Annotated in this window: 21 protein-coding genes; 6 read left to right on the top strand and 15 right to left on the bottom strand. The window is 73.6% G+C overall.

Going from position 1 to position 26,318, the window contains the following annotated elements:
• Positions 1–49: 49 nt before the first annotated feature.
• On the top strand, positions 50–661 hold the full coding sequence (locus tag NP075_RS16925) for a bacterial proteasome activator family protein (protein ID WP_372456741.1): 612 nt from the start codon (positions 50–52) through the stop codon (positions 659–661).
• Positions 662–685: 24 nt separating this feature from the next.
• Here the strand turns inward: NP075_RS16925 and NP075_RS16930 are convergent, their stop codons facing one another.
• From NP075_RS16930 to serS, 6 genes are all read right to left on the bottom strand, one after another.
• Positions 686–1,528 (bottom strand): EamA family transporter, encoded by an 843-nt coding sequence (locus NP075_RS16930; protein ID WP_227565832.1) that lies wholly within the window; start codon positions 1,526–1,528, stop codon positions 686–688.
• Positions 1,529–1,584: 56 nt separating this feature from the next.
• A complete protein-coding gene (locus tag NP075_RS16935) occupies positions 1,585–2,508 on the bottom strand; it encodes a carbohydrate ABC transporter permease (RefSeq protein ID WP_227565833.1) in 924 nt (307 codons plus the stop codon).
• Positions 2,505–3,482, bottom strand: coding sequence for a carbohydrate ABC transporter permease (locus NP075_RS16940; RefSeq protein WP_227565835.1), 978 nt, complete (start codon positions 3,480–3,482; stop codon positions 2,505–2,507). Before NP075_RS16940 ends, NP075_RS16935 begins: the two co-directional genes overlap by 4 nt.
• A gap of 120 nt (positions 3,483–3,602) precedes the next feature.
• Complete coding sequence (locus NP075_RS16945) at positions 3,603–4,979, bottom strand: ABC transporter substrate-binding protein (RefSeq protein ID WP_227565837.1); 1,377 nt, start codon at positions 4,977–4,979, stop codon at positions 3,603–3,605.
• 137 nt (positions 4,980–5,116) lie between these two features.
• Positions 5,117–5,914 carry an HAD family hydrolase gene (locus NP075_RS16950; protein ID WP_227565838.1) on the bottom strand — a complete coding sequence of 266 codons (798 nt, stop codon included), beginning with the start codon at positions 5,912–5,914 and terminating at the stop codon, positions 5,117–5,119.
• The gene (gene serS / locus NP075_RS16955; RefSeq protein ID WP_227565839.1) at positions 5,911–7,191 is read right to left on the bottom strand and encodes a serine--tRNA ligase; all 1,281 of its coding nucleotides are present in this window, start codon (positions 7,189–7,191) and stop codon (positions 5,911–5,913) included. The genes NP075_RS16950 and serS overlap by 4 nt, the downstream gene beginning before the upstream one ends.
• Before the next feature lie 134 nt (positions 7,192–7,325).
• Here serS and NP075_RS16960 point away from each other — a divergent pair, with 134 nt between their 5' ends.
• On the top strand, positions 7,326–8,465 hold the full coding sequence (locus tag NP075_RS16960; protein WP_227565840.1) for a diacylglycerol/lipid kinase family protein: 1,140 nt from the start codon (positions 7,326–7,328) through the stop codon (positions 8,463–8,465).
• A 34-nt stretch (positions 8,466–8,499) separates the two neighbouring features.
• Here NP075_RS16960 and pheA read toward each other — a convergent pair whose 3' ends face one another.
• On the bottom strand, positions 8,500–9,450 hold the full coding sequence (gene pheA, locus NP075_RS16965) for a prephenate dehydratase (protein WP_227565984.1): 951 nt from the start codon (positions 9,448–9,450) through the stop codon (positions 8,500–8,502).
• A 133-nt stretch (positions 9,451–9,583) separates the two neighbouring features.
• Here pheA and NP075_RS16970 point away from each other — a divergent pair, with 133 nt between their 5' ends.
• Positions 9,584–11,884 carry a hypothetical protein gene (locus NP075_RS16970; RefSeq protein WP_227565841.1) on the top strand — a complete coding sequence of 767 codons (2,301 nt, stop codon included), beginning with the start codon at positions 9,584–9,586 and terminating at the stop codon, positions 11,882–11,884.
• On the opposite strand, the gene NP075_RS16975 is transcribed toward NP075_RS16970, so the two are convergent.
• Both NP075_RS16975 and NP075_RS16980 read right to left on the bottom strand, forming a co-directional pair.
• Entirely contained in the window at positions 11,844–12,701 is an 858-nt protein-coding gene (locus NP075_RS16975) for a glycosyltransferase family 2 protein (RefSeq protein WP_372456742.1), read from the bottom strand. The two genes, NP075_RS16970 and NP075_RS16975, sit on opposite strands and share 41 nt — an antisense overlap.
• A 60-nt stretch (positions 12,702–12,761) precedes the next feature.
• Entirely contained in the window at positions 12,762–13,586 is an 825-nt protein-coding gene (locus NP075_RS16980) for a DUF5926 family protein (protein WP_227565842.1), read from the bottom strand.
• A gap of 77 nt (positions 13,587–13,663) precedes the next feature.
• On the opposite strand from NP075_RS16980, the gene pgm reads away from it, so the two are divergent.
• A complete protein-coding gene (pgm, locus tag NP075_RS16985; RefSeq protein ID WP_256791275.1) occupies positions 13,664–15,349 on the top strand; it encodes a phosphoglucomutase (alpha-D-glucose-1,6-bisphosphate-dependent) in 1,686 nt (561 codons plus the stop codon).
• 350 nt (positions 15,350–15,699) lie between these two features.
• Here pgm and NP075_RS16990 read toward each other — a convergent pair whose 3' ends face one another.
• From NP075_RS16990 to NP075_RS17000, 3 genes are read right to left on the bottom strand one after another with little or no spacing between them, the layout of a single operon-like run.
• A complete protein-coding gene (locus NP075_RS16990) occupies positions 15,700–17,076 on the bottom strand; it encodes a UDP-glucose dehydrogenase family protein (RefSeq protein ID WP_227565844.1) in 1,377 nt (458 codons plus the stop codon).
• Positions 17,077–17,102: 26 nt separating this feature from the next.
• Positions 17,103–18,692 carry a glycoside hydrolase family 26 protein gene (locus NP075_RS16995; RefSeq protein WP_227565846.1) on the bottom strand — a complete coding sequence of 530 codons (1,590 nt, stop codon included), beginning with the start codon at positions 18,690–18,692 and terminating at the stop codon, positions 17,103–17,105.
• Complete coding sequence (locus tag NP075_RS17000) at positions 18,685–20,232, bottom strand: glycosyltransferase family 2 protein (RefSeq protein WP_227565848.1); 1,548 nt, start codon at positions 20,230–20,232, stop codon at positions 18,685–18,687. Before NP075_RS17000 ends, NP075_RS16995 begins: the two co-directional genes overlap by 8 nt.
• A 614-nt stretch (positions 20,233–20,846) precedes the next feature.
• On the opposite strand from NP075_RS17000, the gene NP075_RS17005 reads away from it, so the two are divergent.
• Positions 20,847–22,187 carry an MFS transporter gene (locus NP075_RS17005; RefSeq protein WP_227565850.1) on the top strand — a complete coding sequence of 447 codons (1,341 nt, stop codon included), beginning with the start codon at positions 20,847–20,849 and terminating at the stop codon, positions 22,185–22,187.
• Positions 22,188–22,206: 19 nt separating this feature from the next.
• Here NP075_RS17005 and NP075_RS17010 read toward each other — a convergent pair whose 3' ends face one another.
• The 3 genes from NP075_RS17010 to NP075_RS17020 all read right to left on the bottom strand — a co-directional run bounded on the left by NP075_RS17010 (position 22,207) and on the right by NP075_RS17020 (position 24,669).
• A complete protein-coding gene (locus NP075_RS17010; RefSeq protein ID WP_227565852.1) occupies positions 22,207–23,490 on the bottom strand; it encodes an MFS transporter in 1,284 nt (427 codons plus the stop codon).
• Positions 23,491–23,692: 202 nt separating this feature from the next.
• Positions 23,693–24,193 carry a gluconokinase gene (locus tag NP075_RS17015; RefSeq protein ID WP_227565854.1) on the bottom strand — a complete coding sequence of 167 codons (501 nt, stop codon included), beginning with the start codon at positions 24,191–24,193 and terminating at the stop codon, positions 23,693–23,695.
• A 128-nt stretch (positions 24,194–24,321) separates the two neighbouring features.
• Positions 24,322–24,669: a BAR domain-containing protein gene (locus tag NP075_RS17020; RefSeq protein ID WP_227565855.1), complete on the bottom strand. Its 348-nt coding sequence runs from the start codon at positions 24,667–24,669 to the stop codon at positions 24,322–24,324.
• A gap of 257 nt (positions 24,670–24,926) precedes the next feature.
• Here NP075_RS17020 and NP075_RS17025 point away from each other — a divergent pair, with 257 nt between their 5' ends.
• Positions 24,927–26,318, top strand: a complete 1,392-nt coding sequence (locus NP075_RS17025; RefSeq protein ID WP_227565860.1) for an APC family permease — start codon at positions 24,927–24,929, stop codon at positions 26,316–26,318.

The following is a 26,318-nucleotide window of genomic DNA, read 5'->3' on the forward strand; positions in this document are numbered from 1 at the left end:
CCACGCGGGTCCCCCTGCGGGCTGCGCCGGTCTGGACGATGATGGCCGGGTGGACCAGGACGAGCGGTACGGCGAGCACGCGACGCAGCGACCGCGGGCCGGTGCGCCCGCCGGTGCGGCCCCCCCGGGGGGCGCGCCGCGCGTCGTCGTGGTGCCGCCCGGGCCCGCGGGGCAGGACGCTCCCGGCCCGGAGGGCGAGGAGGACCTGGCCGGGATGGTGGGGCAGCCCGCCAAGGTCATGCGGATCGGCACGATGATCAAGCAGCTGCTCGACGAGGTGCGCTCCGCCCCGCTCGACGAGGCCGCGCGGGCCCGCCTCGCGGAGATCCACGAGCGGTCCCTGCGGGAGCTCGAGGAGGGCCTGTCCCCCGAGCTGCTGGAGGAGCTGCACCGCATCACGCTGCCGTTCACGGAGGACCAGGCGCCGTCGGACGCGGAGTTGCGGATCGCGCAGGCGCAGCTCGTCGGCTGGCTCGAAGGACTGTTCCACGGCATCCAGACCGCGCTCGTCGCGCAGCAGATGGCCGCGCAGGCGCAGCTCACGCAGATGCGACGCGCCCTCCCGCCGGGCGTCGCGCCCGGGCCCGGGGGCCTCGTGGTGCCGGTCGCGCGTGACGAGCGACCGGACGACCTGCGCCCGTCGACCGGTCAGTACCTGTAGCGGACGCACGGCGCCCCGGCCCCGTCACGTCGCCTCCTGCTCGCGGGCCGTCAGGGCGATCGCACCGGAGACCAGGACCAGGCCCACGAGCTCGAGGCCGTGCGGCCACTGCCCCAGGACGACCGCCCCGACGACGGCAGCGGTCGCCGGCAGCAGCGCGAGCAGGATCGCGAACGTCGCGGTGCTCACCCGGCGCAGCACGACCTGCTCGAGCACGTACGGCACGAGCGAGGAGCACACGGCGATCGCGACCACGACGAGCGCGAGCCGCGGGTCGTGCAGCACCGGCCCGGAGGCACCCGCCAGGAAGGGCGCCAGGACGAGCGCGCCCGCGGCCATCGCGACGGCGAGCCCGCTCGCACCCGGGCCGCCGGCCCGCGCGACCTTGCGCCCCAGCACGATGTAGCCGCCCCAGCACGCCGCGGCCACGCCGATCGCGACCAGTCCCGTCACGGCCCCCGGCCCGGTCTCGAGGCTGACGCCCGCGAGCAGCACGACGCCCACCGCGGCCACAGCGATCGCCACCCGGTCCCGCCAGCCCCGCCCCGTCACGGCGGCGACGGTCACCGGGCCGAGGAACTCCAGGGCGACCGCGGTCCCCAGCGGCAGGTGCTCGATCGCGACGTAGAACGCGACGTTCATCGTCGCGAGGACCACGCCGAACAGCACCGTCACCCCGAGCCGACCGCGTCCCCACAGCTCGCGCACCCGCCAGGGCCGGCGCCACGCCAGCAGGAGCACCGCGGCGACCGCGACCCGCAGCCACGCGACCGTCCCCGCGGGCACCACCGCGAACAGCCCGACGGCCAGCGCCGCCCCCAGGTACTGCGTCAGCCCCGAGACGACGAAGAGCAGGGGCGCGGGCACGCCGCCAGGCTACGACGCCCTGCGTGCCTCTTCCCCCAGCACGGACGGGGTGGGCGTCAGCCCTTGACGGACCCGGCCAGCAGGCCCTTGACGAAGTACCGCTGCAGCGACAGGAACACGACCGCGGGCACGATGATCGACACGAACGCACCGGCGGACAGCAGGAACCACTGCGAGCCGCGCGTCCCGGTGAGGTTGAACAGCGCGACGGTCATCGGCGCGACCTGGTTCGACGAGCCCGCGAAGGTCAGGGCGACGAGCAGGTCGTTCCACACCCACAGGAACTGGTAGATGCCGAAGGCCGCGAGCGCGGGCTTGAGCAGCGGCAGCATGAGCCGGAAGAACACGGTGACGTGCGCGGCGCCGTCGACGCGCGCGGCCTCGACGAGCTCGGCCGGGATCTCCCGCATGAAGTTGTGCAGCAGGAACACCGCCAGCGGCAGGCCGAACATGGTGTGCGAGATCCACACCGCCCAGAACGTGCCCGCGATGTCGATGTCGGCGTACAGCGTCAGCAGCGGGATGAGCGTGACCTGGATGGGCACGACCTGCAGCGCGAACACCGCGACGAACAGCGCGTCGCGCCCCTTGAACTGCATCCAGGCGAACGAGTACGCGGCGAGCGTGGCCAGGAAGATCGGCAGCACGACCGACGGGATCGTGATGACGACGGAGTTGATGACGAACGGCAGCAGCGACTGCGAGGAGTCGACCGCGAGCACCGTCTGGTAGTTCTCGAGCGTGAAGTTCGGGTTCGTCAGGACCGTCCACCAGCCGGTGGAGTTGATGTCGGCCGCCGGGCGGAACGACGTGACGAGCAGCCCGAGCGTCGGCACGGTCCACACGGCCGCGAGGACGATCGCCGCGACGGTGGCCCAGGGCGACGTCAGGCGCCGCTTGGTCGCGCGCACGGTGGCCGCGACGTCACCGCCGGTCGAGGCCGGCGCGACGACCTGGACGGGGGGCGGGGTGGTGGTCATCGTGCCTCCGCCTGTCGCAGCTGCCGGACGTTGTAGACGATGATCGGGATCACCAGGACGAACAGCAGGACCGCGAGCGCGGCACCCAGGCCCTGGTTCCCGGCCGTGAAGCTCTGCGTGTAGAACTCGTTGGCCACGACGCTCGTGCCGTACAGGCCGCCGGTCATGGTCCGGACGATGTCGAAGACCTTGAGGCAGCCGATCGCGATGGTCGTGAGGACGACGACCAGCGTCGGGCGGATCGCCGGCACGGTGACGAACCGGAAGAGCTGGGAGGCCGAGACGCCGTCGAGGCGGGCGGCCTCGGTGATCTCCGCCGGGATGGCCTTGATCGCGGCCGACAGGATCGTCATGGCGAAGCCCGCCTGGATCCAGATCATCACGACGATGAGGAACAGGTTGTTCCACGGCTGGTTGAGCAGGAACTGCTGCGGCTGCATCCCGGCCCACACCAGCAGCTGGTTGAGCAGGCCGATCTGCTCGGGGTTCACCGCGACGTCCGGGTCGTAGAACCGGTACTCGTAGACGAACTTCCAGATGATCGCCGCACCGACGAACGAGATCGCCATCGGCAGGAAGATGAGCGCCTTCGCGACCGCCTCCCCGCGGGCGCCGTTGACCCAGATCGCGTACAGCAGGCCCACGACCGTCGCGACGAACGGCGTCACCAGCACCCACAGCACGGTGTTGCGCAGCACGACCAGCTGGTCGGCCGAGCTGAAGATGTCCGCGTAGTTCGCGATGCCGATGAACGACGACCCCGCCGCGTCGTACAGCGAGCGGACGACCGTGCGGCCGGCGGGGTACAGCAGGCCGACGACGAGGAGCAGCACGGTCGGGCCGACGAAGAACCAGGCGACCCGCCGGGCGCCCCGGCGCTCCAGCAACGAGACGACGAACAGGACCAGACCGATCACGACGGCGAACGCCGCCAGCGCCAGCACCATCGCGACGAGCTTGTCCGCGACGTTCATCGCACCTCCCGGGCACCTACGAGGGTCAGGACGGGCCGAGCCCAGCGCGGACCGGACCGCTCCCCCGTGCCACGGGCGTGGTCGCCCGGGGCCGGAGGAGCAGTCCGGTCACGTCGCCGATCAGGGCCAGGCAGCCTCGATCTTCGTCAGGGTGTCCGCGGTGGACTGCCCCGTGATCCACGCGGTCGACTCGCGCCAGAACGCACCCGTGCCGACGGCGGCGGGCATCTGGTCGGAGCCGTCGAACCGGAACTCGGACGCCGGGTCCAGCAGGATCTCGGCCGAGAGCAGGTCGATCGGGTTCACCAGGTTCGCGGTGTCCAGGCCGCTGTTCGCGGTGATCCAGCCACCGCCGGTCTCCTCGGACGACGCCGCCGCCTTGAGGTTGGCCCACGTGTCGGTCGACCAGAACTCGAGGAGCGCCTGCACCTCGGGGCGGTCCGCGAACGACACGACGAACTCACCGGCGCCGAGCACGGGCTTCGTCGACGTGTCCTCCGACGGCAGGTAGAACGCGAAGACGTCGCCGTCCTCCGCCACCTCGGTGCCCTCGGGGAAGTTCGCCGCGTAGAACGAGGCCATGCGGTGCAGCGAGCACTGGCCGTCGACGATCGGCAGGCCGGCGTCCTGGAACGCGGTCGTCGCGATCGTCGACACGTCGCCGATGCCGCCGTTCACGAAGTCCGGGTTCTTCAGGTACTCGCCCACGGCGTCGAGCGCCTGGGTCGGGACCTCGGAGTTGAACGGGATCTCGTGGGCGACCCACTGGTCGTACACGTCGGGCCCGCCCACGCGCAGGACGAAGTCCTCGACCCAGTCGGTCAGCGGCCAGCCGGTGGCCTCGCCGGAGGCGATGCCCGCGCACCACGGCTTGTTGTTGCCGTCCGCCGCGATCTGCTCGGTCAGGGCCATGAGGTCGTCGAGCGTCTCGGGGACCTCGTACCCGTTCTCCTCGAACTGGGTCGGCGAGTACCAGACCAGCGACTTGACGCTCGCACCGGACGGTGCGGCGTAGAACGTGCCGTCGACCGTGCCCAGGTCCTTCCACGCCTCGCCGAAGAACTCGTCGACGTTCGCCGCGACGCCCTCGGGTGCGGGCACGACCGTGCCCGTCGCGACGAGCTGGGCGAGCAGACCGGGCTGCGGGACGATCGCGATGTCCGGCGTGTTGCCCGCCTGCGCGCGCACCAGGATCTGCTGCTCGAACTGCTTGTCGGCCTGGTAGTCGACCGTGGCGCCCGTGCACTCCTCGAAGGGCTCGAACGACGTCATGTAGGGCGTGTCCTCGGGTGCGACGATCCCGGCGTAGATCGTGATCGTCTTGCCGTTCAGGTCGCCGTACTGCTCGAAGTCGGTGCAGTCGACCTCGACCTCCTCGGCACCGCCGTCCGCGGTGCCGCCCGGCGTGTCACCGTCGCCCGTGGTGCAGGCCGTCAGCGCGAGCGCTGCCACGGCCCCCACGGCCAGCACGCCCGCGCGCTTGCGCATCTGCCTCATCGATCCCCCAACGTCGTCGTCTCGGATACCGGCGAGACGACCCAACGCCGTCCGCGACGTCGCCGCAAGCCAAATCACCGGACGATCGGGTCACGATTCGGTCACACGGGGCGGTTCCGCGCGCGTCGGCGGTGCGTTCAGGCCAGGACGCGCCGCAGGACCGCGACCGCGCCGTCGTCCTCGATCGTGCCCGTGACCTCGTCCGCCGCCGCGCGCACCGTGTCGCCGGCGTGCCCCATGGCGACCCCGCACGCGGCCCAGCGCAGCATCTCGACGTCGTTCTCGCCGTCGCCGATGGCGAGCGTCTGGTGCGGCTCGACGCGCAGCTCGCGGCGCACGTCCTCCAGCGCGGACGCCTTCGAGACGCCGCCGGGTGTGAGGTCGAGCCACGCCGTCCAGCCGACGGCGTACGTGACCTCGTGCAGCCCGACCCGCTCGACCAGCGAGTGGAACTCCTCGGGCGTGCTCTGCGGCGCGCGGATGACGACGCGCGTGGCGGGCGTCGCGGCGAGCTCGTCGAAGCTCACGACGGTGTGCTCACCGCTGAGCTCGCCGGGCGGGAACGGCGCCGACACGCGGAACCCGACGCCCAGGTCCTCGACCGCGTACAGCGCGTCGGGCAGCTCGAGGGCGATCGCGCGCAGCGCCGGCCCGGGGTCGAACGTCACGGAGCGGACCACCGTCCAGCCGGCGGGCTCGTCGGCGTCCAGCCGGACGGTGACGGCTCCGTTCGAGCACACCGCCCAGCCGCCGGTCAGGCCCAGGTCGCGGGCGACCGCGGTCGCCGAGTGCGCCGCGCGCCCCGTGGACAGCACCACGTGGACGCCGCCGTCGACCAGGGCCGTCACCGCGGTCCGCACGTCGTCGCTGATGACCCCGTCGTACGACATCAGCGTGCCGTCGACGTCGAGCGCGACGAGCCGCGTGCGGCTCACCGGACCGGCTCCAGGACCTCGAGACCCCCGAGGTACGGCCGCAGCCCTTCCGGGACCCGGACCGACCCGTCCGCCTGCTGGTGGTTCTCGAGGACCGCCACGATCCAGCGCGTCGTGGCGAGCGTCCCGTTGAGCGTGGCGACCGTGCGCGTGCCGTCCTGCGTGCGCTCGCGCACGCCTAGGCGCCGCGCCTGGAACGTCGTGCAGTTGGACGTCGACGTGACCTCCATCCACCGCTGCTGGCTCGGCAGCCACGCCTCGCAGTCGAACTTGCGCGCGGCGCTCGAGCCCAGGTCGCCCGCGGCGGTGTCGATGACGCGGTACGGCAGCTCGGCGAGCGCGAGCATCTCCTTCTCCCACGCGAGGATCCGCCGATGCTCGTCGGCGGCGTCCTCGGGGCGCGTCCAGACGAACGCCTCGACCTTGTGGAACTGGTGCACGCGGATGATGCCGCGGGTGTCCTTGCCGTACGACCCGGCCTCGCGGCGGTAGCAGGCGCTCCAGCCGGCGTACCGCAGCGGACCGTCCGCCAGGTCGAGGATCTCGCCCGAGTGGTAGCCCGCGAGCGCGACCTCGCTCGTCCCGACGAGGTACAGGTCGTCCGCCTCGAGCCGGTAGATCTCGTCGGCGTGCGCGCCCAGGAAGCCGGTGCCGGCCATGATCTCCGGCTTGACGAGCGTCGGGGTGATGGTCGGGGTGAAGCCGTTGCGCAGCGCCAGGTCCATCGCGGCGTTGAGCAGCGCGAGCTCGAGCCGCGCGCCGACGCCGGTGAGGAAGTAGAACCTCGAGCCCGAGACCTTGGCGCCGCGCTCGGTGTCGATCGCGCGCAGCCCTTCGCCCAGGTCGAGGTGGTCCCGCACGACGAAGTCCGGCCCGTACTCGGCCGCGAGGTCCCGCGGCGTGCCGACGTGCTCGAGGACCACGTAGTCGTCCTCACCGCCGCTGGGCACGCCGTCCTCGATGACGTTGCCGATCCGGCGCGCCAGCTCCACCGCGCGCTCCTCGGCGGCCGACGCGTCGGCCTGGAGCGCCTTGACGCGGGCCGCGAGGTCCTTGGTGTGCGCGAGCAGAGCCTGCTTCTCGTCGCCCGACGCGGCCGCGACCTGCTTGCCCAGCGACTTCTGCTCGGCCCGCAGCGTCTCGTACTCGGTGAGCGAGGAGCGGCGCAGCGCGTCGGCGTCGAGCACCTCGTCGACGAGGTGCGGGTCCTCGCCGCGCGCCACCTGGCTGGCTCGCACGAGGTCGGGGTCCTGGCGCAGAAGCTGCAGATCGATCACCCCCCGACACTACCGACCGCGACCACCCCATTCCCGCCGACATCCCCTGCCGGCCGCCCGCCCGTCGCGCTCGCCCGCCGTGAGGTGGCCCGCCCGGCCTGCGGGAAGTCCCGCGCACCCGTAGATTGCCCGCCATGTCATGGGTCGCGTGGGTCGCGGTGGTCGCTGGTGTGCTGGCGCTCGTCGCCGTGGGGCTGGGCCTGTGGGTCTGGCAGCAGCAGCGACGCCTCCGGGCGGGGCTCGCCGGGTCGGCACCCGCGGTCGCCGCGGCGGCCCAGCAGCCGCCCGGCCAGCTCGTCGCGTTCGTCGCCAACCCGTCGAAGCCGGACGTGGCCGAGCTGCGCGCCGCCGTCCGCAAGGCCGCCTCCGAGCAGTACCTGCCCGAGCCCATGTGGCTCGAGACGACGGTGGAGGACCCCGGCGTCGGGCAGGCGCGGCAGGCCGTCGAGGCCGGCGCGGACCTGGTCGTCGCCGTGGGCGGCGACGGCACCGTGCGCGCGGTCGCCGAGGCGCTGGCCGGCACGGGCGTCCCCATGGGCCTCATGCCGCTGGGCACGGGCAACCTGCTCGCCCGCAACCTCGACGTGCCCCTCAACGACCCGCTCGCGGCCCTGCAGCTCGCGCTCGACGGCACCGACAAGCCCATCGACGTCGGCTGGCTGCGTGCCGAGCGCTGGGAGTCGGAGCTCGACGACGACATCGCCGAGGCCGCCGACGACCTGCCGGACGACGCCGAGGTGCCGCGCGACCACATCTTCCTGGTCATCGCCGGCCTCGGGTTCGACGCCGCGATGGTCGCCGACACCGACGACAACCTCAAGGCGAAGGTCGGCTGGATCGCGTACTTCATGGCGGGCGTGCGCCACCTGCACGGGCGCCGCCTGCGGATCCGCCTCACGCTGGACGACCAGCCGGTCCAGCAGCTGCGCGCCCGCAGCCTGCTCATCGGCAACTGCGGCAAGCTCCCCGGCGGGATCACCCTGCTGCCCGACGCGATCCTCGACGACGGCGTGCTGGACATCGCCGCCATCGACACCCGCGGCGGCATCGCGGGGTGGGCACAGCTGTTCGGCGAGGTCGTGCTCCAGGGCGTCGGCGTGCGCAACGACCTGCCGGCCAAGATGGGCCGCATCGACCACTCGCGCGCCCGCAGCGTGCGGATCGTGGTGCCCGGCGGTGAGCACGTCCAGGTCGACGGCGACATCGTCGGCCGGGCCAGCGAGGTCACGGCCCGGGTGGACCCCGGCGCCCTCGTCGTACGCGTCGCGGGCTGAGGCCCACGCCGGCCGGTCGGTCGGCGTCCTCCGCTCAGGTCCCGTCGCCCGTGCGCAGCCGGTCCAGCCACGCCCGCGCCTCGACGAAGTCGGCGTCCGACGTCCCGACGTGCACGGACGGCGCGACCGCGTCGGCGCGCGGGTAGGACCCGAGGAAGCGCACGTACGGGCACCTGCGGTGCAGACCCATGAGCACCTCGCCCATGCGCTCGTCCGTCACGTGCCCCTCGGCGTCGATCGAGAACGAGTACCGCCCCAGGGCGTCACCGATGGGGCGCGACTCGATGCGTGACAGGTTCACGCCCCGCACGGCGAACTGCTCGAGCATCGCCAGCAGCGCGCCGGCCTCGTTGTCCGGCAGGTGCACCACGAGGGTGGTCTTGTCCGCGCCCGTCGGCGCCGGCACGTCGCCGGGAGGCCCCACGACGACGAACCGCGTGAGCGCCGAGGGGTTGTCGGCGACCCGCTCCGCCAACGGCTCGAGCCCGTACGTGCCGACGGCCGCGGGCGGCACGAGCGCCGCGTCGAACGCGAGCGCCCGCAGCGCGGCGGCGTCGTCCCCGGCCTCGGCCAGCAGCGCCGCCGGCGCGGTGTTGCTCGTCGCGGGCACGTGCACCGCACCCGGCAGGTGCGCCGCGAGCCAGCGCCGGCACTGCACCCAGGCGTGCGGGTGCGCCGCGATGCGCCGGACGTCCGCGAGCCGGGTGCCGGGCGCCCCCACCAGCGTGAACTGCACGGGCACGAGCACCTCGCGCAGGAGCACCAGCGGCGCACCCGTGGCGAGCGAGTCCAGGGTGGCCGTCACGCCGCCCTCGGCGGTCGACTCGATCGCGACGACCGCGCGGTCCGCCTCACCGGAGCGGACGGCGGCGATCGCGGAGCCGACGTCCGTCTGCGGCAGGTACACGGCGTCGTCGGGGGACGCGACCTGACGCAGCGCCTCCTCCGTGAACGTGCCCGCCGGCCCGAGGTACGCGTAGCGCAGCACGGCGATCGACCTCCCCACCCGCGGGCGGCGCCCGTCGGCTCGTGCGCCGCGCGGCACCCGAGGGCGCCGGACGTGGCGGGACCGCGCGCGCGGCCCCGCCGAGCCTAGTCGGCGCACGTACCCTGGGACGGTGCCCCGTTCCCTGCGCGCGCTCGCCGCTGCCCTGCTCGCCGCGGTCGCGGTGCTGCTGGGCCCGCCCGCGCAGGCGCTCGACCCCGCCGTGCCCGAGCCCGTCCCGGGACCCGTCGTGCTCGTCGGCGTCGCGGGGCTGCGGTGGGACGACGTCGGCGCGCTGACGACGCCCGCGCTGTGGGACCTGTCGCGCGAGGGGTCCGTCGGGGTGGTCGCCACGCGGTCCGTCCGCGCGCGCGGGTGCCCCGCGGACGGCTGGCTCGCGGTGTCGTCCGGCAACCGCGCGGCCGACGTCGAGGCCGACGACCGCAGGTGCCGCACGCTGCGCGACCCGGGCGAGTCCGGGGTCGTGCCCGGCTGGGAGGACTACCTCGCCGCCGCCGGGTCCGCGTCGTACGGTGCCCGGCCGGGCCTCCTGGGTGACCTGCTGGCCCGCACGGGCACCGAGGCGACCGGCTTCGGCCCCGGCGCCGCGATCGCGCTCGCGACGTCCGACGGGACACCCTCCGGCGTGCACGAGCCCGTCCCCTCCGAGCCGCGCGCGCTCCAGCAGGCCGTGCGGGCCGCCGCCGGCTCCGACCTGCTCGTCGTCGACGCCGGCGTCATCCGCGACCCGGGGTACGCGACCGTCGCCCGCCTGCCCACCAGCTCCCCCTCGGCCGCGCCGGACGCCGACCTGCCCGGGCTGGACGGGGGCGACGACGACCTGCCCGGAGCCGAGTCCATCGTCGAGCCGACGCGCGCCCAGCAGGCGGTGCGGGTCGACGCACGGATCGGCGCGGTGCTCGACGGCCTGGCCGGCCACGACGCGACCGTGCTGGTCGTCTCGCTGGCCGACTCGGGCCGCAACGGGCTGCAGCTCGCGGTCGCGCTCGGGCCCCGGCCGCTCGGCCCCCCGTACGAGGCCGACCAGCTGACGTCGGGCTCGACGCGTCAGCCGGGCGTCGTCCAGGTCACCGACGTCACCCCCACGCTGCTGTCGCTGCTCCTGCTGCAGGACGAGGCGCCCGCCCTGCCCGGTGCGCAGATGGTGCCCGTGCCCGGCGCCGCCACCGGCGCGGAACGCGTCGCGCGGCTGCTCGACGTGCAGCAGGAGGCCGGCGCCGTGACGCGCGTGTCCGGCTCCTACTGGGCGTGGCTGGTGCTGGCGCAGGCCGTGCTGTTCGTCGCCGCCGCGATCCTGCTCGTCACGCGGGGCCGCGCCGACCGCGCCCCCCTGCGCCCCGCGCTGCGCGTCCTGCAGGTCAGCGCCCTGGCACTCGGTGCGGCCCCCGTCGCGTCGTTCCTCGTCGGGCTCGTGCCCTGGTGGCGCGCGGACCGCCCGGGGGTCGGCTTCTGGTCCGCCCTGCTGGGGTGGGTCGCCGTGATCACGGTGGCGGCGCTGGCCGGCCCCTGGCGCCGGCACGTGCTCGGCCCTGCCGGCGTGGTCGCCGGCGTCACCGTCGTGACGCTGGCCGTCGACGCCGTCACCGGGTCGAACCTGGTGATCGACTCCCCGATGGGTGCGCACCGCATCATGGCCGCGCGGTTCTACGGCATGAGCAACCAGGCGTTCGCGCTGATCACCGCCGCGGGCGTGCTGCTCGCCGTCGTCGTGGCGGACTGGCTGGTGCGCACCGGTCGGCACCGCCTCGCCGTCTGGGCGGTCGTCGCGCTCGGCGCGGTCGTCGTCGCGGTCGACGGCGCACCCATGTGGGGTGCGGACTTCGGCGGGCCGCCGGCGATCATCCTCGCGTTCGCCATGCTGGCGGTGGCCGTCAGCGGGCGCCGCGTCTCGTGGCGGCTCGTGCTCCTCGTCGGGGCGGTCGGTGCCGCCGTGGTCCTGGGCTTCGCGTTCTTCGACTACATGCGGCCGGTGTCCGACCGCACCCACCTCGGCCGGTTCCTGGCGACCGTGCTCGACGGCGGCCTGTGGGACGTCCTCGGGCGCAAGCTGTCCGCCAACCTGCGCGTGCTCAGCTCGTGGCGCTACCTCGTGCTCGCGATCGGGGGCGTCGCGCTCACGTGGCTCGTGCTCGCCGGCCCCCGCGCGCGCGGCGGCGGGCTGCTGGGCGCCGGGTCACCGCTGGCGGGCCTGCAGCGTTCGGTGCCGCTGCTGCGGCCCGCGGTGGCCGCGACCGGTGCCGCCCTGACGGTCGGCTTCCTCATGAACGACTCCGGCATCGTGGTCCCGGCGACCGGCATCGCGCTCGCGGTTCCCTGCCTGGTGGCCGCGGCCGCCCAGTGGCGGCTCGACACCCGCCCGGAGGAGGCCGAGGTCAGCGTCCGGGACGCTCCCGCGGCGCGACCGTCTGCCTGACGCTCGACGCGGCCGCGCGTGCCCGGCGGGCGCTCACGGCGAGCTGCACGTCGCGGTACTGCGCCGCCCGGTGCAGCTGGCCCTTGAGGTCGCTGCCCGACGGCCGGTGGCGCAGCTCGCACGGCACCTCCAGGACGCGGAACCCGAGGCGCAGCAGGTCGATCGTCATGCCCGTCTCGACGCCCCACCCGCGGGCGAGCGGGGTCGCCGCCTCGAACGCCTCGCGCGTCAGGCAGCGCATGCCGGACAGCGGCTGCGTGGGGGTCCACCCCGTCATCGACGCGATGGCACGCCGCGCGGCGCCGACGACGATGCCCCGTCCCCCGGCTCCCGGCTGCGGCGGCAGCAGCGCGATGGTCAGGTCCGCGATGCCGTCGAGCACCGGCGCCACGAGGGGCGCGGTGTTGACGGCCGTGTCGGCGAGGTCGCCGTCGATGAACAGCAGGTGGCGCGGCGGGCGGTCCGGGGCGTCACGCATCGCGACGACGGCGGCACCCGTCTCCATCGCCGCGGCCTTGCCGCGGTTGTGCGAGTGCCGCACGACCACGGCCCCGGCCTCGCGCGCGACGTGCTGGGTGTTGTCCTCCGAGCCGTCGTCCACGACGAGGACGAGGTCCACGTGCGGGATGGCGCGCGCCGAGCGGACGGTCGCGGCGATCCGCCGCGACTCGTCCTTGGCCGGGATGATCACGGCGACGCGCTGACGCTGCTTGTGACCGCGGGCCACGCGGGCCGCGCGCTCGTCGGAGGCGTCGGGAGGTGTGCCGGGGGCCGCGTCGGCCACCGGACGGCCGTCCTCGCTCCCCGTGCGTGTCACGGTGCCCACCCTATCGACCCCCGGCAGCAGATCGCCTCACGGGACGCCCGCCACGCCCGTTCAGCGCAGCGTGACCTGCCGGGCCACGAGCCCGGCACGCGCGCGACGTGCGTTCGCGTCGAGCGGCGTCTCGTCGGCCATCGCGGCCTGGAGGCGCGGCACGAAGTCGGCGACGGGCTTCTCGATGTCGTCGGCCTCGGACCCGCGGGCCAGCTCCCACACCGGCACGACGATGCCGGCGGCACGGAAGTAGCCGATGAACTTGGCGTCGTCGAAGCCGGACTCCCGGCGTGCGTGCAGCCGCGACAGGCCGTCGAGGACGACCTGCTCGTCGGCGGGCTGCGCCCACCGCAGGTACTCGCGGGCACCCATGCGGCACCAGTAGGCGGACTCGGCGGACGTCAGGCGACGCGTGTCGACGATGCCGGCGTCGGCCTCCTCCATCGCGGCCTGCAGCTCGGGGGTGACCTCGGTGCTCGGGTCCAGCCAGTAGGAGAAGCTGTCGTGGACCGTCACCTCGAAGGGGACCGACAGGTCGAGCACGTCCTGCAGGCGGGGGCCCGGGGTGGGCAGGCCGATCGTCTCGACGGCGGTGCCCGGCTCGGCGTCGAGCGCCTCGAGCAGCGCCGTCGCGACGTCGCGGCTCGCGTCGCCCGAGCTCGTGCCCGTCTGCAGCGCGACGAGGACGACCCCGTCGGCGCGGTGCAGCGCGGCCCAGCTGTTGGGCAGCACGGTCGTCACGACGACGTCGCGCGCGCCGTGCTCGGCGGTGGTGCGGGCGGTCGCGGTCGCAGCGGGGACGAGCTCGCGCAGCGCGACCCAGTCGGGCTCACCGGGCAGGCCCTCGAACGGGCGCAGCACGAACTCGGGGGTGTTCTTGGCCATGCGTGCACCCTACCGACCTGTTCACCGTTCGACCGCCGAGGGTGCGCGCACACCCCGCGCTGCGGGAGGATCAGGACATGGATCCGCGCGCCGGCACCCCCGCCCAGCCTTCCGACCTCGTCGACCTCGATGCCCTGCTCACGGCGTACCACGACCGCGTTCCCGACCTCGACGACCCCGCCCAGCGGGTGGCCTTCGGCACGTCGGGCCACCGCGGCTCGTCGCTCGACGGCGCGTTCAACGAGGCCCACATCGTGGCGATCACGGCGGCGATCGTGGAGTACCGCCGCGGGCAGGGCACCGACGGCCCCCTGTTCATCGGCCGCGACACCCACGGGCTGTCCGAGCCCGCGTTCACGACGGCCCTCGAGGTCCTGGCCGCCGCGGGCGTCGAGGTGCACGTCGACGCCCGCGACTCGTGGACGCCGACGCCCGCGGTGTCGCTCGCGATCCTGCGGCACAACGGCGCGGGCACGGCAGCCGGCGTCCGGACGCACGGCCCGGGGCTGGCCGACGGCATCGTCGTGACCCCGTCGCACAACCCGCCGCGCGACGGCGGCTTCAAGTACAACCCGCCGCACGGCGGCCCCGCGGGCTCCGAGGCGACCGGCTGGATCGCCGACCGCGCCAACGAGATCCTGCGGACCGGGTGGCGCGACGTGCGTCGTGTCGGCATCGAGCGGGCGCTGGCCGCCGACACGACGCGCAAGCACGACTACCTCACGTCGTACGTCGACGACCTCGCCAACGTCGTCGACCTCGAGGCGATCCGCGCCGCGGGCGTGCGCATCGGCGCGGACCCCCTCGGCGGTGCGTCGGTCGAGTACTGGGGCGAGATCGGCGAGCGGTACGGGCTCGACCTCACGGTCGTCAACCCGCAGGTCGACCCGCAGTGGTCCTTCATGACGCTGGACTGGGACGGGAAGATCCGCATGGACTGCTCGTCGCCGTACGCGATGGCGTCCCTGCTGGAGCGCATGCAGCCGGGCGCCGACGGCCGCGCGCCGTTCGACATCGCGACGGGCAACGACGCGGACTCCGACCGGCACGGCATCGTGACCCCCGACGCGGGGCTGATGAACCCCAACCACTACCTCGCCGTCGCGATCGCGTACCTGTACGGCGGCGCGCGCCCGGGCTGGCCCGCGGCGACGGCCATCGGCAAGACGCTGGTGTCGTCGTCGCTCATCGACCGCGTCGCCGCGTCGCTGGACCGCCGCCTGCTCGAGGTGCCGGTCGGGTTCAAGTGGTTCGTGCCGGGCCTCATCGACGGGTCCGTCGGGTTCGGCGGCGAGGAGTCCGCCGGGGCGTCGTTCCTGCGCACGGACGGCACGGTGTGGACGACCGACAAGGACGGGATCGTCCCGGCGCTGCTCGCCTCGGAGATCCTCGCGACCACGGGGAAGAGCCCGTCGCAGCACCACGCCGAGCTCGTCGACCGGTTCGGGCAGTCCTGGTACGCGCGCGTCGACGCGGCCGCCACGCGCGAGCAGAAGGCCACGCTCGCCGCCCTGTCGCCCGAGCAGGTCACGGCGACCGAGCTCGCCGGTGAGCCGATCACCGCCAAGCTGACCGCCGCGCCGGGCAACGACGCCGCGATCGGCGGGCTGAAGGTGACGACGGACAACGCCTGGTTCGCCGCGCGACCGTCGGGCACCGAGGACGTCTACAAGATCTACGCCGAGTCCTTCGTCTCCCCCGAGCACCTGGCCCAGGTGCAGGAGGCCGCCAAGGACGTCGTCTCCCAGGCCCTGCAGTCCTGACCCCCTGGAACTGGATTGCTCTCTCACCACCTGGCGAGAGAGCAATCCAGCCCACCCCCAGGTGGTGAGAGACCAATCCAGCCCACCCCCAGGTGGTGACAGTGCAATCCAGTCCCACCCCTGGTGGTGACAGTGCAATCCAGTCCGGCGAAGGTGACTGGATTGCACTCTCACCATCAGGGGTGGAGCCGGGCCGGCTTCCTGGCGGGGGCGAGAGAGCAATCCAGTCCCACCCCCAGATGGTGAGAGAGCAATCCAGTTCGACGACGTGACTGGATTGCTCTCTCACCAGGGGGGAGCCGGGCCGGCCTCCTGCGGGGGGCGGGAGGTCGGCCCGGCGGTCGTGGGGGTCAGGCCGCGAGGCGGCCCAGACCCGTGAACTCCCAGCCCGCGGCGCGCCACTCGGCGGCCGCGAGCTTGCCGCGGGCGTCGATCACGCGCGGGGTGCGGGCCAGCCCCGCCAGGCGCTGCGGGTCGGCGCCGACGAACTGGTCCCACTCGGTGAGCACCAGCAGCACGTCGCACTCCTCCACGGCCTCCTCGACGCTCACGCCGTAGCCGAGCGTCGGGAAGGCCCGCCGCGCGGTGTCCCCGGCCTCCGGGTCGTACACCGTGACCTGCGCACCACGCAGGTGCAGCGCGGCGGCGACGTTGAGGGCCGGCGAGTCGCGCACGTCGTCCGTCAGCGGCTTGAACGCCGCACCCAGGACGCCGACGCGCTTGTTGAGCACCGAGCCGCCGCAGGCCTCGAGCGCCATGTCGACGACGCGCTCGCGCTGCCCCATGTTGATCTCGTCGACCTGCTGCAGCAGCGCGCCGGCGCGGTGCGCCCCGAGCTCGTTGGCGCGGTGCATGAGCGCACGGATGTCCTTGGGCAGGCAGCCCCCGCCGAAGCCCAGGCCCGCGTCGAGGAACTGCCGGCCGATCCGCGAGTCGTGGCCGAGGGCGTCGGCGAGGACCGTGACGTCCGCGCCCGCGGCCTCGCAGACGCCGGCGATCGCGTTGATGAACGAGATCTTGGTCGCGAGGAACGCGTTGGCGCTGACCTTGACGAGCTCGGCCGTCGGCAGGTCCGTGACGACGACCGGCGACCCCTCCGCGATGGGCCCGGCGTACACGGCGCGCATGACGGCCTCGGCCTTGGCCGACGCCCCGCCCAGCACGATCCGGTCCGGGTGGAGCGTGTCGTCGACGGCCTTGCCCTCGCGCAGGAACTCGGGGTTCCAGATGAGCTCCGCCTGGACCCCCGCCGGGACCAGCCCGGCGACCAGCTCGCGCAGGCGGGCAGCCGTGCCGACCGGGACGGTCGACTTGCCGACGATGACCGCGTCCTGGGTGAGGTTCTGCGCGATGACGCTGGTCGCGGCCTCGACGAACGCGAGGTTGGCCGCGTGGGACGTGCGCTGCTGGGGCGTGCCGACGCACACGAAGTGCACGTCCGCCCCGGCGACGGCCGACGCCGCGTCCGTCGTGAAGCGCAGACGGCCGGTCTGCAGGTTCTTCTCGAGCAGCTCCGGCAGCCCGGGCTCGAAGAACGGCACCTTGCCGGCCGCGAGCGCGTCGACCTTCGCCTGGTCGACGTCGACGCCGATGACGTCGAAGCCGAGCTCGGCCATGGCGACGGCGTGCGTCGCGCCGAGGTAGCCGGTGCCGAAGACGGTCAGTCGCAAGGGCTGCGCGGCGGACTCTGCGGCGGGGGTGGTGGTAGAGGTGCGCTTGGTGCTCATGGTGTCTCTCCCGTGCGTGAGGACTGTCAGGATCCGGGGACGAAGCCGGCGGTCGGGTCGTGGATGCCGTCGACGAAGGCCTGCTGCGAGTCCCCGCGGGAGGTGATGCGCCAGTCGTTGGTGACCAGCTGGCCCTCGCTGACCGTCGTGACGGTGTGGTGGAACCAGGCGAACCCGATGACGTCGGCGTTCTCCGGCCGCGCGAGCGCGTCGAACAGGTCGGTCACCCACGCGGCCTTGTTGCCGCCGGACTCCGACGCCCCGATCTCCGCCAGGAGGATCGGCTTGTCGGTGATGGCGCGCAGCTGGTCGAGCGAGGCGTCGAACGTCCACGAGAACGTCGGCGTCTGGTCCGCGTCGTACGGCGGGCGGTAGTAGCCGGACAGGCCGACCCAGTCGACGTACTCGTCGCCGGGGTACAGGCTCCGCGTGTACTCGAGCGGCTGGTTGAGCTTGGGCAGCCGGTTGACGATGTTGGGCGACCACACCCAGACGGCGTACTCGTTGGCACCCTCGGCCTCGAAGATGTCGTGGACGTGCCGCCACACCTTGACGAAGTCGCCCCGGTTGTTGCCGTTGACCTGCGCGCCGTTGACGCCCAGCTCGGCCCACGGGTACCAGGACCCGTTCATCTCGTGGTTCAGCCGGATCGCGACGGGCAGGCCCAGCGCCGTGACGTCCCGTGCGTACTGACGCAGGTAGTCGTCGAACGCGCCGTCGAGGATGCGCGGCAGCGAGTACTCCGGTGCCTCGGACTCGCCGTTGCTCGCGTCCATGGGCCGGGACTCCCACGTGACCATGGGCAGCGTGCCCTTGGTCCACGAGCGCGTGACGGCGTCGGCCCGGAACGGCGTGTCCCAGCCCTGGAAGTACCCGGCGAGGTCCGGCTGCACGCCGACCGTCGACGCGACCTGGTCGTGCTCCGACCAGGAGAACGGTGACTGGGCGGTGTAGAGGCCGAAGTACCGGTCCGTCGGGTGCACGATCGCGTCCCTCGAGGGCGGCGTCGGGCGCACGGGCATCGCGGCCTCCGCACGTGCGGCGGCCGCCTGCCGCGCGAACTCGACCTGCGCCAGCGCGTTCGCCTCGCGGATGGCGGCGCCCTCGGCGTCGCCCTTCGCCTCGGCGAGCTGACGTTCGAGCCTGGCCTTCTGCTGGGCACGCGCCTGGGCCGCGGACCTCTCGCTCGCGGCCTTCTGCTTGCCGGCCTGCTCGGCGGCCACCTTCTCGGCAGCGGCCTTCGCGCTGCCGGACCGCTCGCCCGCGGCCTTGTCGGCCGCTGCCTTCTCGGCCGCGGCGGCCTTCTCGGCCGCCGCCTTCTCCTTGCCGCTCTGGGTGCCGGCGGCCCGCTCGGCCGCCGCCTTGTCCTGCGAGCGCTTGAGGTTCTCGATCTCCTCGTCGCGGTCCGCGAGGATCGCCGCGAGATCGGCGTTCTCCTGCTGGAGCTGCTTCTCTGCCTCCGTCCGCAGCGGCCCGGGGACCGTCCCGGACGGGGAGAGCCAGACGATGCCGGTGACGGCCCCGAGCGCGAGCGCGAGGACCACCGCGACGAGCCGGCCGACGACGCCGAGGCGTCCGGTCAGCGTCCACCAGTGCGTGCCGGTGCGCTCAGACATAGACCACCGCCATGAGTGCGAACATCAGGAGACCGATCGTGTAGGGGACGAGGGCGAGGGGGTTGGGCCGACGGCGCGGTGCCGGGGCGGCCTGCGTCTGGGGGCGGGTGCGGGCGTCGGTGCGCAGCGCGACCCGGCCCGGTGCGTACACGGGACGCAGGGCTGACGTGCGTGCCGCGGCCGGCTCGCCCGGTGCGGACGCGCCGGGACGGTCGACGACGTCGACGGGCGCGCTGTGCGCGCCGGCGCTCTCGAGCTCGGCCATGAGGTCCGCGTCTCCCGCGTCCTGCTGCCCGGCCGTGTACGCCCCCGCGCGGGTCCCCCACCCGGCGACGTGCGCCATGCGGAAGAACCCGATGAGCCGGATCGGCATGAGGAACAGCGTCGAGACGATGATGAAGACGGGCAGCCGCAGGAAGTCCGAGGGCTTCTCCTGCAGGTGGCGGATCTGCCGGATCGCCATGGACAGCACCGACGAGACGACCATCAGGCCGATGACCCACGCCCAGCCCTGCAGGCCGGTCGTGGTCTGCAGGAGCGCCTGGTAGAGGTTCACTCCCGTGCCGGACACGGCGCGGTACACCCAGCCGGCGATCGTCCCGAAGAGCAGGAACGGCAGGATGATGTCGACGAGGAAGAAGATCGCCAGCACCGGGGCGTGCCCGAGCATCCAGGGCAGCATGCGCAGGGTGTTGTACTGGCTGCCGCGCGACCAGCGCAGCTGCTGCTTGTAGAGCTTGCGCAGCTCCAGCGGTGCGTCGGTGTAGACGAGGCTGGTGTGCTGGTAGACGGTGCGGTAGCCGGCCTTCAGCGTGAGGTTCGTCAGGGTGCGGTCGTCGGAGACCTCGAGGAAGACGCCCAGGAACTTCTCGGTCATGAACTTGTCCATGACCTGCATGAGGATGTGCCGCCGGAACGCGATGGTGCGGCCCGGCAGGCAGCCGACCTGCCCCAGCACGGACTGTGCGGGCATCGAGTACAGCGCGCGGGTGTTCTCGAGCCAGTCGGCCCAGCGGGTGATCCAGGAGCGGTTCGGCTCGAGGATGCGCTGGCGGGTGGTGACCCCGCCGACCTTCGGGTCGGCGAAGGGCTTGAGGAGCTCGGGGAGGGCGCCGTCGGTCCACACCGTGTCGGAGTCGACGAGCACGGTGACGTCGCCGCGGGACATCTGGGTGCCGATCATGACGGCGTTCCGCTTGCCGGGGATCGGGGTGTGGACACGCTGCACGAGGGGGCCGAACTCGTCGCAGACCGCCTCCAGCCCGGGGTTCGGGGCGCCGTTGATGACGACGATGACCTCGTCCGGCTGCTGGTCGACGATGCGGCGCAGGACGTCCCGGAACAGGTCGAGCGGCTCGTCGACCACGGGGATGACGACGCTCGTGCTGATGTCGAAGGGCGCGGTGACGGGCCGGTAGCGGCGCGAGAGCACCACCTTGAGGACCCAGAGCGCCCAGACGAGGGTCGAGAACACCGCGAAGAGGTAGATCTCGTTCTGGCCCTCGAACATGTGGCGTAGCTGGAGGATGAAGATGAACATGGGTCTCCTGTTGCAGACCTGACGTGGGGACGAGCTGACCGACGCCGTCGGCGATGCAGCGGGAGGACGGTCCGGGCGTGGCCCGGCGAGGCGACCCGAGGGCCGCAGGTCCGAGGGGAGCGGTGGCGCGGAGGGCGGGGGCGACCCGTTCTCGTCGTGCGCCGGTGCTGAGCGCCACCGGTGTGCGGCGCGTCGTCGGTGGTCACACCCTGCCGCTCGTTCGGGTGAAAGAAAAGTCCTTCCGGACTAAACACTTTGAAACGACTCATCGGACATTTGTCCAGGTCGGGTGCGACAAATCGGGTGACGTCCCAGGTCAGTCGCCTGGTATCGCGTCGCAGGTCAGCGCACTGCCGACCCCGAAAAAGTGATGAGCATCACACAGAGCGCGCCGCTCATGGAATTCCTGGAGAACACCCGTCTGTCCGTATTTACGGCAATGGTCGCGAGGCACTCGACTGTGCCGTTTTGGCGCGTTTTCCGGCACGGCGCACGGACGTCGTGACGGGTCCGCGCGGGGACCATGACGCCGGCGCGGCCAGCGCGGTGTCGACGCGCGCGGGCACGGCGCGACGACGTCCGCGGATGTCCCCCGCAGGTGCGACAGTGGAGCCATGCTCCAGCCCTACCGGGACGTCCTCGCGCGCCCTGGCGCACTCGCCTTCTCGTCCACCGCCGTCGTCGCACGCCTGCCCATGTCGATGGTCGGCATCGGGATCGTCCTGCTGGTGTCGGCCGTGTACGACTCCTACGGCCTGGCGGGGCGCGTGTCGGCGGCCCTCGTCATCGCCCAGGCCGTGTGCGGGCCGCAGATCGCCCGGCTCATCGACCGGCACGGCCAGGCGCGCATCATGCGCCCGGCGGTCGTCGTGTCCGCCACGAGCCTCGTCGCGCTCGTGGTCGCCGCCACGACGCAGGCGCCCGCCGTGTGGCTGTACGTCACGGCCGTCCTCGTCGGGGCGACCATCGGCTCGTTCGGCTCGCTCGTGCGCGCACGCTGGAACCACGCGCTCGGGGACGACCCCCGCCGCGTGCACACCGCGTACTCCCTGGAGTCCGCCCTCGACGAGCTGGTGTTCGTCATCGGCCCCGTCGCCGCCACCGTCCTGGCTACCAGCGTGTCGCCCGTCGCCGGCCTGATCGTGCCGGTCGTCGCGATGGTCGTCGGCGGCCTGGCGTTCCTCTCGCAGCGTGCGACCGAACCGCCGACGGCCCCCGCGCACGAGCCGCGGCCGCGCGGCTCGGTGCTGCGCCGCCCGGGGATGGTCGTGCTCCTGCTGGTGTTCGTCGCCATCGGCTCGATCTTCGGGGCCACCGACGTCGCGACGGTCGCGTTCGCCGAGGAGTCCGGCCGCAAGGAGCTCGCCGGCGTGATCCTCGCGGTGTTCGCCCTCGGGTCGCTCATCTCCGGGCTGCTGTACGGCGCCCGGCACTGGGTCTCCCCGCTGCACCGCCGGTTCGCGATCGGTGTGGTCGCGCTCGCCGTGGGGGTCTGCGCGTTCTTCCTCGCCCAGTCGCTGTGGGTCCTCGCGGCGGTCATGTTCGTCGTCGGGTTCGCCATCGCGCCGTCGATCATCAACGGCAACGCGCTCGTCGCCGAGCTCGTGCCTGCCGGCCGGCTCACCGAGGGCCTGACCTGGGTCGGCACGGGCGTGAGCATCGGGGTGTCCATCGGCTCGTCCGCCGCGGGGACGCGCATCGACGCGGCCGGGTCGCACGCCGGCTACCTCGTCGTCGTGGTGTCCGGGGCGGCGGCGCTGCTCGCGACCCTGGCCGCGCTGCCGGCGCTGCGCCGGCACGCGGCCTCGCGGACGGCCCAGGCCGCGGCCCGGTCGGGCCGGGACGCCACGGCGGTCGAGGACGAGCCGCCGAGCGCCACCGCGGGAGCGACCGTCGCCGCCTGCGAGATCGCCCAGGAGAGCACCGGGCGGCGGCTCGGGGACACCGGCCGCTGACCCGCTCCCCCGTCCGCCCTCAGGGCGTCGGGTGCCGCGCGTCGTACCGCCAGAAGGTCCGCTGCGCGCGGACCAGCACCCAGAGCAGCACGACGCACGCCGTGCCGCCGAGCACCGCCGCCCAGCCCTCCCCGACGCGCGTCGACAGGGCGCCGAGCGCCAGCTCGCCCAGGCGCGGGCCGCCGGCGACGACCACGACGAACACCCCCTGCAGGCGCCCGCGCATGTCGTCGGGCGTCGCGGTCTGCAGGATGGTCTGGCGGAACACGGACGAGACGGTGTCGGACGCGCCGGCCAGCGCCAGCGTCACGACGGCGAGCGCGAGCGCGACCGGCAGCACGCCGTCGGGCGAGGTCGGGCCCGCGACGACCAGCACGAGGCCGAACGCCACGATCGACAGGCCCCACGCGGTGATCGCGACCGCGATGATCCGGCCCTGCCAGCGCACGCGCGCGAGCCCTCCGGAGAACAGCCCGGCCAGGATCCCGCCGACCGCGACCGCGGCGGTCAGCACGCCCGTCGTCGTCTCGCCCCCGCCGAGGTACAGCACGCCGACGGCCGGGAAGAGCACGCGCGGCATCGCGGTCACCATCGCGACGACGTCGACGAGGAACGTCATGCGCACGTTCGGCTGCGTCCCGAGGTACCGCAGGCCGTCGACGACGGACCCCAGCCCGACGCGCGCGCGTCGGTGCGCCGACGGCTCGGGCGGCACGGGTGGCAGGCGCAGCAGCGCGGCGAGGGCGAACGTGAAGAGCACGGCGTCGACCGCGTACGCCCACACGTACCCCACGCCCGCGACGAGCACGGCGCCGGTCAGCGGCCCGAGCGTCAGCGCGACGTTCCACCCCATCGTCTGCAGCGCGTTGGCCGCGGGCATGAGCCGCGCCTCGAGCAGCCGCGGGATGATCGCCGAGCGCGCGGGCGAGTTCACCGCGCCGGCGGCCGACTGCACCGCGACCAGCGCGTACAGGAGCCCGACGTGCTCGTTGCCGACCGCGGCCTGCGCGACGAGCGCGAGGACCGCGAGCCACGACACCACCGACGCGACGAGCGCGACGGTGCGCCGGTCGTAGTGGTCGACGATCGCGCCGCCGTACAGCCCGAACACGACGAGCGGCACGAGCGCGCAGATGCCGAGGACCCCGACGGCCAGCGTGGAGGCGGTCAGCGCGTAGACCTGCAGCCCCACGGCGACGACCGTGAGCTGCGTCCCGAGGTTCGCGACCGACAGCCCGACCCACAGCCGCCGGAACGGAGGGCTGACACGGACCGGGGTCAGGTCGACGAGCAGCGAACGCACCGGAGCACCTTACGTTCGGTCACGCGCCCCGCCTGACGACTGGATCGCTCTCTCACGCCCCGAGGGGGGTGCGGTCACTCGCCCCGCCTGACGACCGGATTGCTCTCTCACGCCCGGGGCTGGTCGGTCCCTCCCCTCCCCCATGTGGGCGTGAGAGAGCGATCCAGTCGCACGCGTGCCTGCGGTGGCGGGTGCGGCGCCCTCAGGCGAGGGCGGCGACGGCGTCCGCGACGACGGCGTCCGGGTTGCCGGTGACCGGGAGCGTCACCCCGTCCTCGTCCGGCTGCAGGGCCTCGAGGGTCGAGAGCTGCGACTCCAGGAGGCTCGGGGGCATCCAGTGGCCGGCCCGGTGCGCGACCCGCTCCCGCAGCACGTCCGCCGGCACGTCCAGGAGGACGAACCGCACGTTCCCCTCGGCCTCGCGCAGCACCGCGCGGTAGATCCGGCGCAGCGCCGAGCAGGCGACGACCGTCGACGTCCCGGCCGCCGCGTGGCGGCTCATCTCGTCGCGGACGCGCTCCAGCCAGGGCCAGCGGTCGTCGTCGACGAGGGCGATCCCCGCGCTCATCTTCGCCACGTTCGTCTCGGGGTGGAGCTCGTCACCCTCGAGGAACGGGCGGCCGAGCCGGGCCGCCAGCGCCCGCCCGACGGTCGACTTGCCCGTCCCGGACACTCCCATGACCACCAGATGCTCGACGTCCACGCGCACACCCTGCCATCCCGCGGCCCGGAGGGCGGCACCCGGACGCCGGCCCGGCACCCGGACGCCGACCCACCGGGCCGCCGGAGCCGGCCGCGTCGAGGACGGCCGCGCCCCGACGGACGGCGGGCTCAGTGCCGCGGGGTGTCGGGGTTCGCGTCGTCCGCGTCGACGAGGGCGCCGTCGGTGGGCTCCCAGGTCGTCGGCTCCTCCTGCGTCGTCGACTCCTCCTGCGACGAGCCGCCGCCGGAGAACGTCGACTTCGCCGTCGAGACCGCCTTGTCCTTCAGCGCCCCGCCCTGCGTCTTGGCGAAGTCCGCGGCCGCGTGCTCCGCGTCCTTGACGTAGCCCTGCACGCGCGGGTCGTTCCACGTGTCCGAGGCCCAGGACTTGATCTTCTCGAACTGCTGACGGCCGGCACGGGTGCCCAGCAGGTAGCCGACCCCGGTACCGACGACGAACGCGAGCTTGCCCTTCATGGGTGTCCTCCTTCGCACCGGGCCCTGCGGACCGGTGGTCGTGTGGTCGTGTGGTCGCAGCGGGCGGCGCCGGGGGGTGCACGCACCCACCGGGCGACGTCGCCGGAGCCACCGAGCGTAGGCGCGCGGGCGCGTGACCGCGCGGCGAGACGGGACGAACCGGGCGCGCGCGGCACCCGTGCTCGACGCGCGGAGCCGCGCCCGCGGCGCGAGACTGGCCGCATCCGGCCACCCGGCCGGCCGACCCGGAGGTCGCCATGGTCGCCACCTCGCCCGCCCCGACCGCGACGCTCAAGCGCACGGTCGGCCGCCGGATGCTGCTGGTCTTCGTCGTCGGGGACATCCTCGGTGCCGGCATCTACGCGCTCACCGGCAAGGTCGCCGCCGAGGTCGGCGGCGCCATCTGGATCCCGTTCCTCCTCGCGTTCGGGCTGGCGGCGCTGACGGCCACCGCCTACGCCGAGCTCGTCAGCCGGTACCCGCGCGCGGCGGGCGCCGCGATGTACGCGCACCGGGCGTTCGGCCGGCCGTTCGTGACGTTCCTCGTGGCGTTCGCCGTCCTCATGAGCGGCATCACGAGCGCGTCCGCCGCCGCCCGCGCCTTCGGCGGCGACTACCTGGCGGAGCTGGTGACCGTTCCGACGCTGGTCGCCGCCTGGGTCTTCGTCCTGCTGATCGCCGCGGTCAACGCCGTCGGCATCTCCGAGTCGGTGCGGGTCAACCTGGTCCTCACGGCGATCGAGGTCACGGGCCTGGTCATCATCCTCGTCATCGGCGCCCGCGCGTTCCTCGCCGGTGAGGGCGACCCGGGACGGGCCATGACGCTGACGACGGACGGACCGGTGTGGATGGCGCTGCTCGGCGGCACCGCGCTCGCCTTCTACGCGCTGCTCGGCTTCGAGGACTCCGTGAACCTCGCCGAGGAGTGCCGGCAGCCGCGTCGCGACTTCCCCCGGGCGCTGTTCGCGGGGATCGCCATCGCGGGCGTGATCTACCTGGCGGTCGCGTTCACGACGTCGATGCTCGTGGACACCACGACGCTGGCGGAGTCCACGGGCCCGCTGCTGGAGGTCGTGCGTGTCGCCGGGCTGGTGTTCCCGCCCTGGCTGTTCGCCCTCATCGCGCTGGTCGCGGTGTCGAACACGGCGCTCATCAACATGATCATGGCGTCGCGCGTGGTCTACGGGATGTCGCGCGAGGGCATCGTGCCGCGCTGGCTGGGGCGCGTCGACCGCCGCCGGCAGACGCCGTGGGTGGCGATCCTCTTCACGACCGTGATCGCCCTGACCCTCGTCAGCACGGGCGACCTGTCGGGCCTGGCGGACACGACCGTGCTGCTCCTGCTGCTCGTGTTCGCGGTCGTCAACGTCGCGGTGCTGGTGCTGCGCCGCGAGTCCACGGCGGACGACGCGCAGGTCGACGGGGACGCGCCCCGCGGCTTCCGGGCGCCGACGTGGGCGCCGGTGCTCGGTGCCGTCGTGTCGCTGGTCCTCGCCTCCCCGCTGACGGGGCGTGACGCCGACGTGTACGCGCGGGCGGGTCTGCTGCTCGGCATCGGCGTGGTGCTGTACGTGGTCAACCGGCTGCTCGCCGGGCCGGCCCGCGCGGCCGACGACGACGCGGTGACGGTGCCGCCCGACGCCCGCTGA

Source organism: Cellulomonas wangsupingiae, assembly GCF_024508275.1.
GTDB lineage: Bacteria > Actinomycetota > Actinomycetes > Actinomycetales > Cellulomonadaceae > Cellulomonas > Cellulomonas wangsupingiae.

Coding starts and splice junctions, on each gene's coding strand:
- NP075_RS16935 (WP_227565833.1), bottom strand. CDS start 2,508: ATGACCACCACCCCGCCCCCCGTCCAGGTCGTCGCGCCGGCCTCGACC.
- NP075_RS16940 (WP_227565835.1), bottom strand. CDS start 3,482: ATGAACGTCGCGGACAAGCTCGTCGCGATGGTGCTGGCGCTGGCGGCG.
- NP075_RS16945 (WP_227565837.1), bottom strand. CDS start 4,979: ATGAGGCAGATGCGCAAGCGCGCGGGCGTGCTGGCCGTGGGGGCCGTG.
- NP075_RS16960 (WP_227565840.1), top strand. CDS start 7,326: ATGTCATGGGTCGCGTGGGTCGCGGTGGTCGCTGGTGTGCTGGCGCTC.
- NP075_RS16980 (WP_227565842.1), bottom strand. CDS start 13,586: ATGGCCAAGAACACCCCCGAGTTCGTGCTGCGCCCGTTCGAGGGCCTG.
- pgm (WP_256791275.1), top strand. CDS start 13,664: ATGGATCCGCGCGCCGGCACCCCCGCCCAGCCTTCCGACCTCGTCGAC.
- NP075_RS16990 (WP_227565844.1), bottom strand. CDS start 17,076: ATGAGCACCAAGCGCACCTCTACCACCACCCCCGCCGCAGAGTCCGCC.
- NP075_RS16995 (WP_227565846.1), bottom strand. CDS start 18,692: ATGTCTGAGCGCACCGGCACGCACTGGTGGACGCTGACCGGACGCCTC.
- NP075_RS17000 (WP_227565848.1), bottom strand. CDS start 20,232: ATGTTCATCTTCATCCTCCAGCTACGCCACATGTTCGAGGGCCAGAAC.
- NP075_RS17005 (WP_227565850.1), top strand. CDS start 20,847: ATGCTCCAGCCCTACCGGGACGTCCTCGCGCGCCCTGGCGCACTCGCC.
- NP075_RS17020 (WP_227565855.1), bottom strand. CDS start 24,669: ATGAAGGGCAAGCTCGCGTTCGTCGTCGGTACCGGGGTCGGCTACCTG.
- NP075_RS17025 (WP_227565860.1), top strand. CDS start 24,927: ATGGTCGCCACCTCGCCCGCCCCGACCGCGACGCTCAAGCGCACGGTC.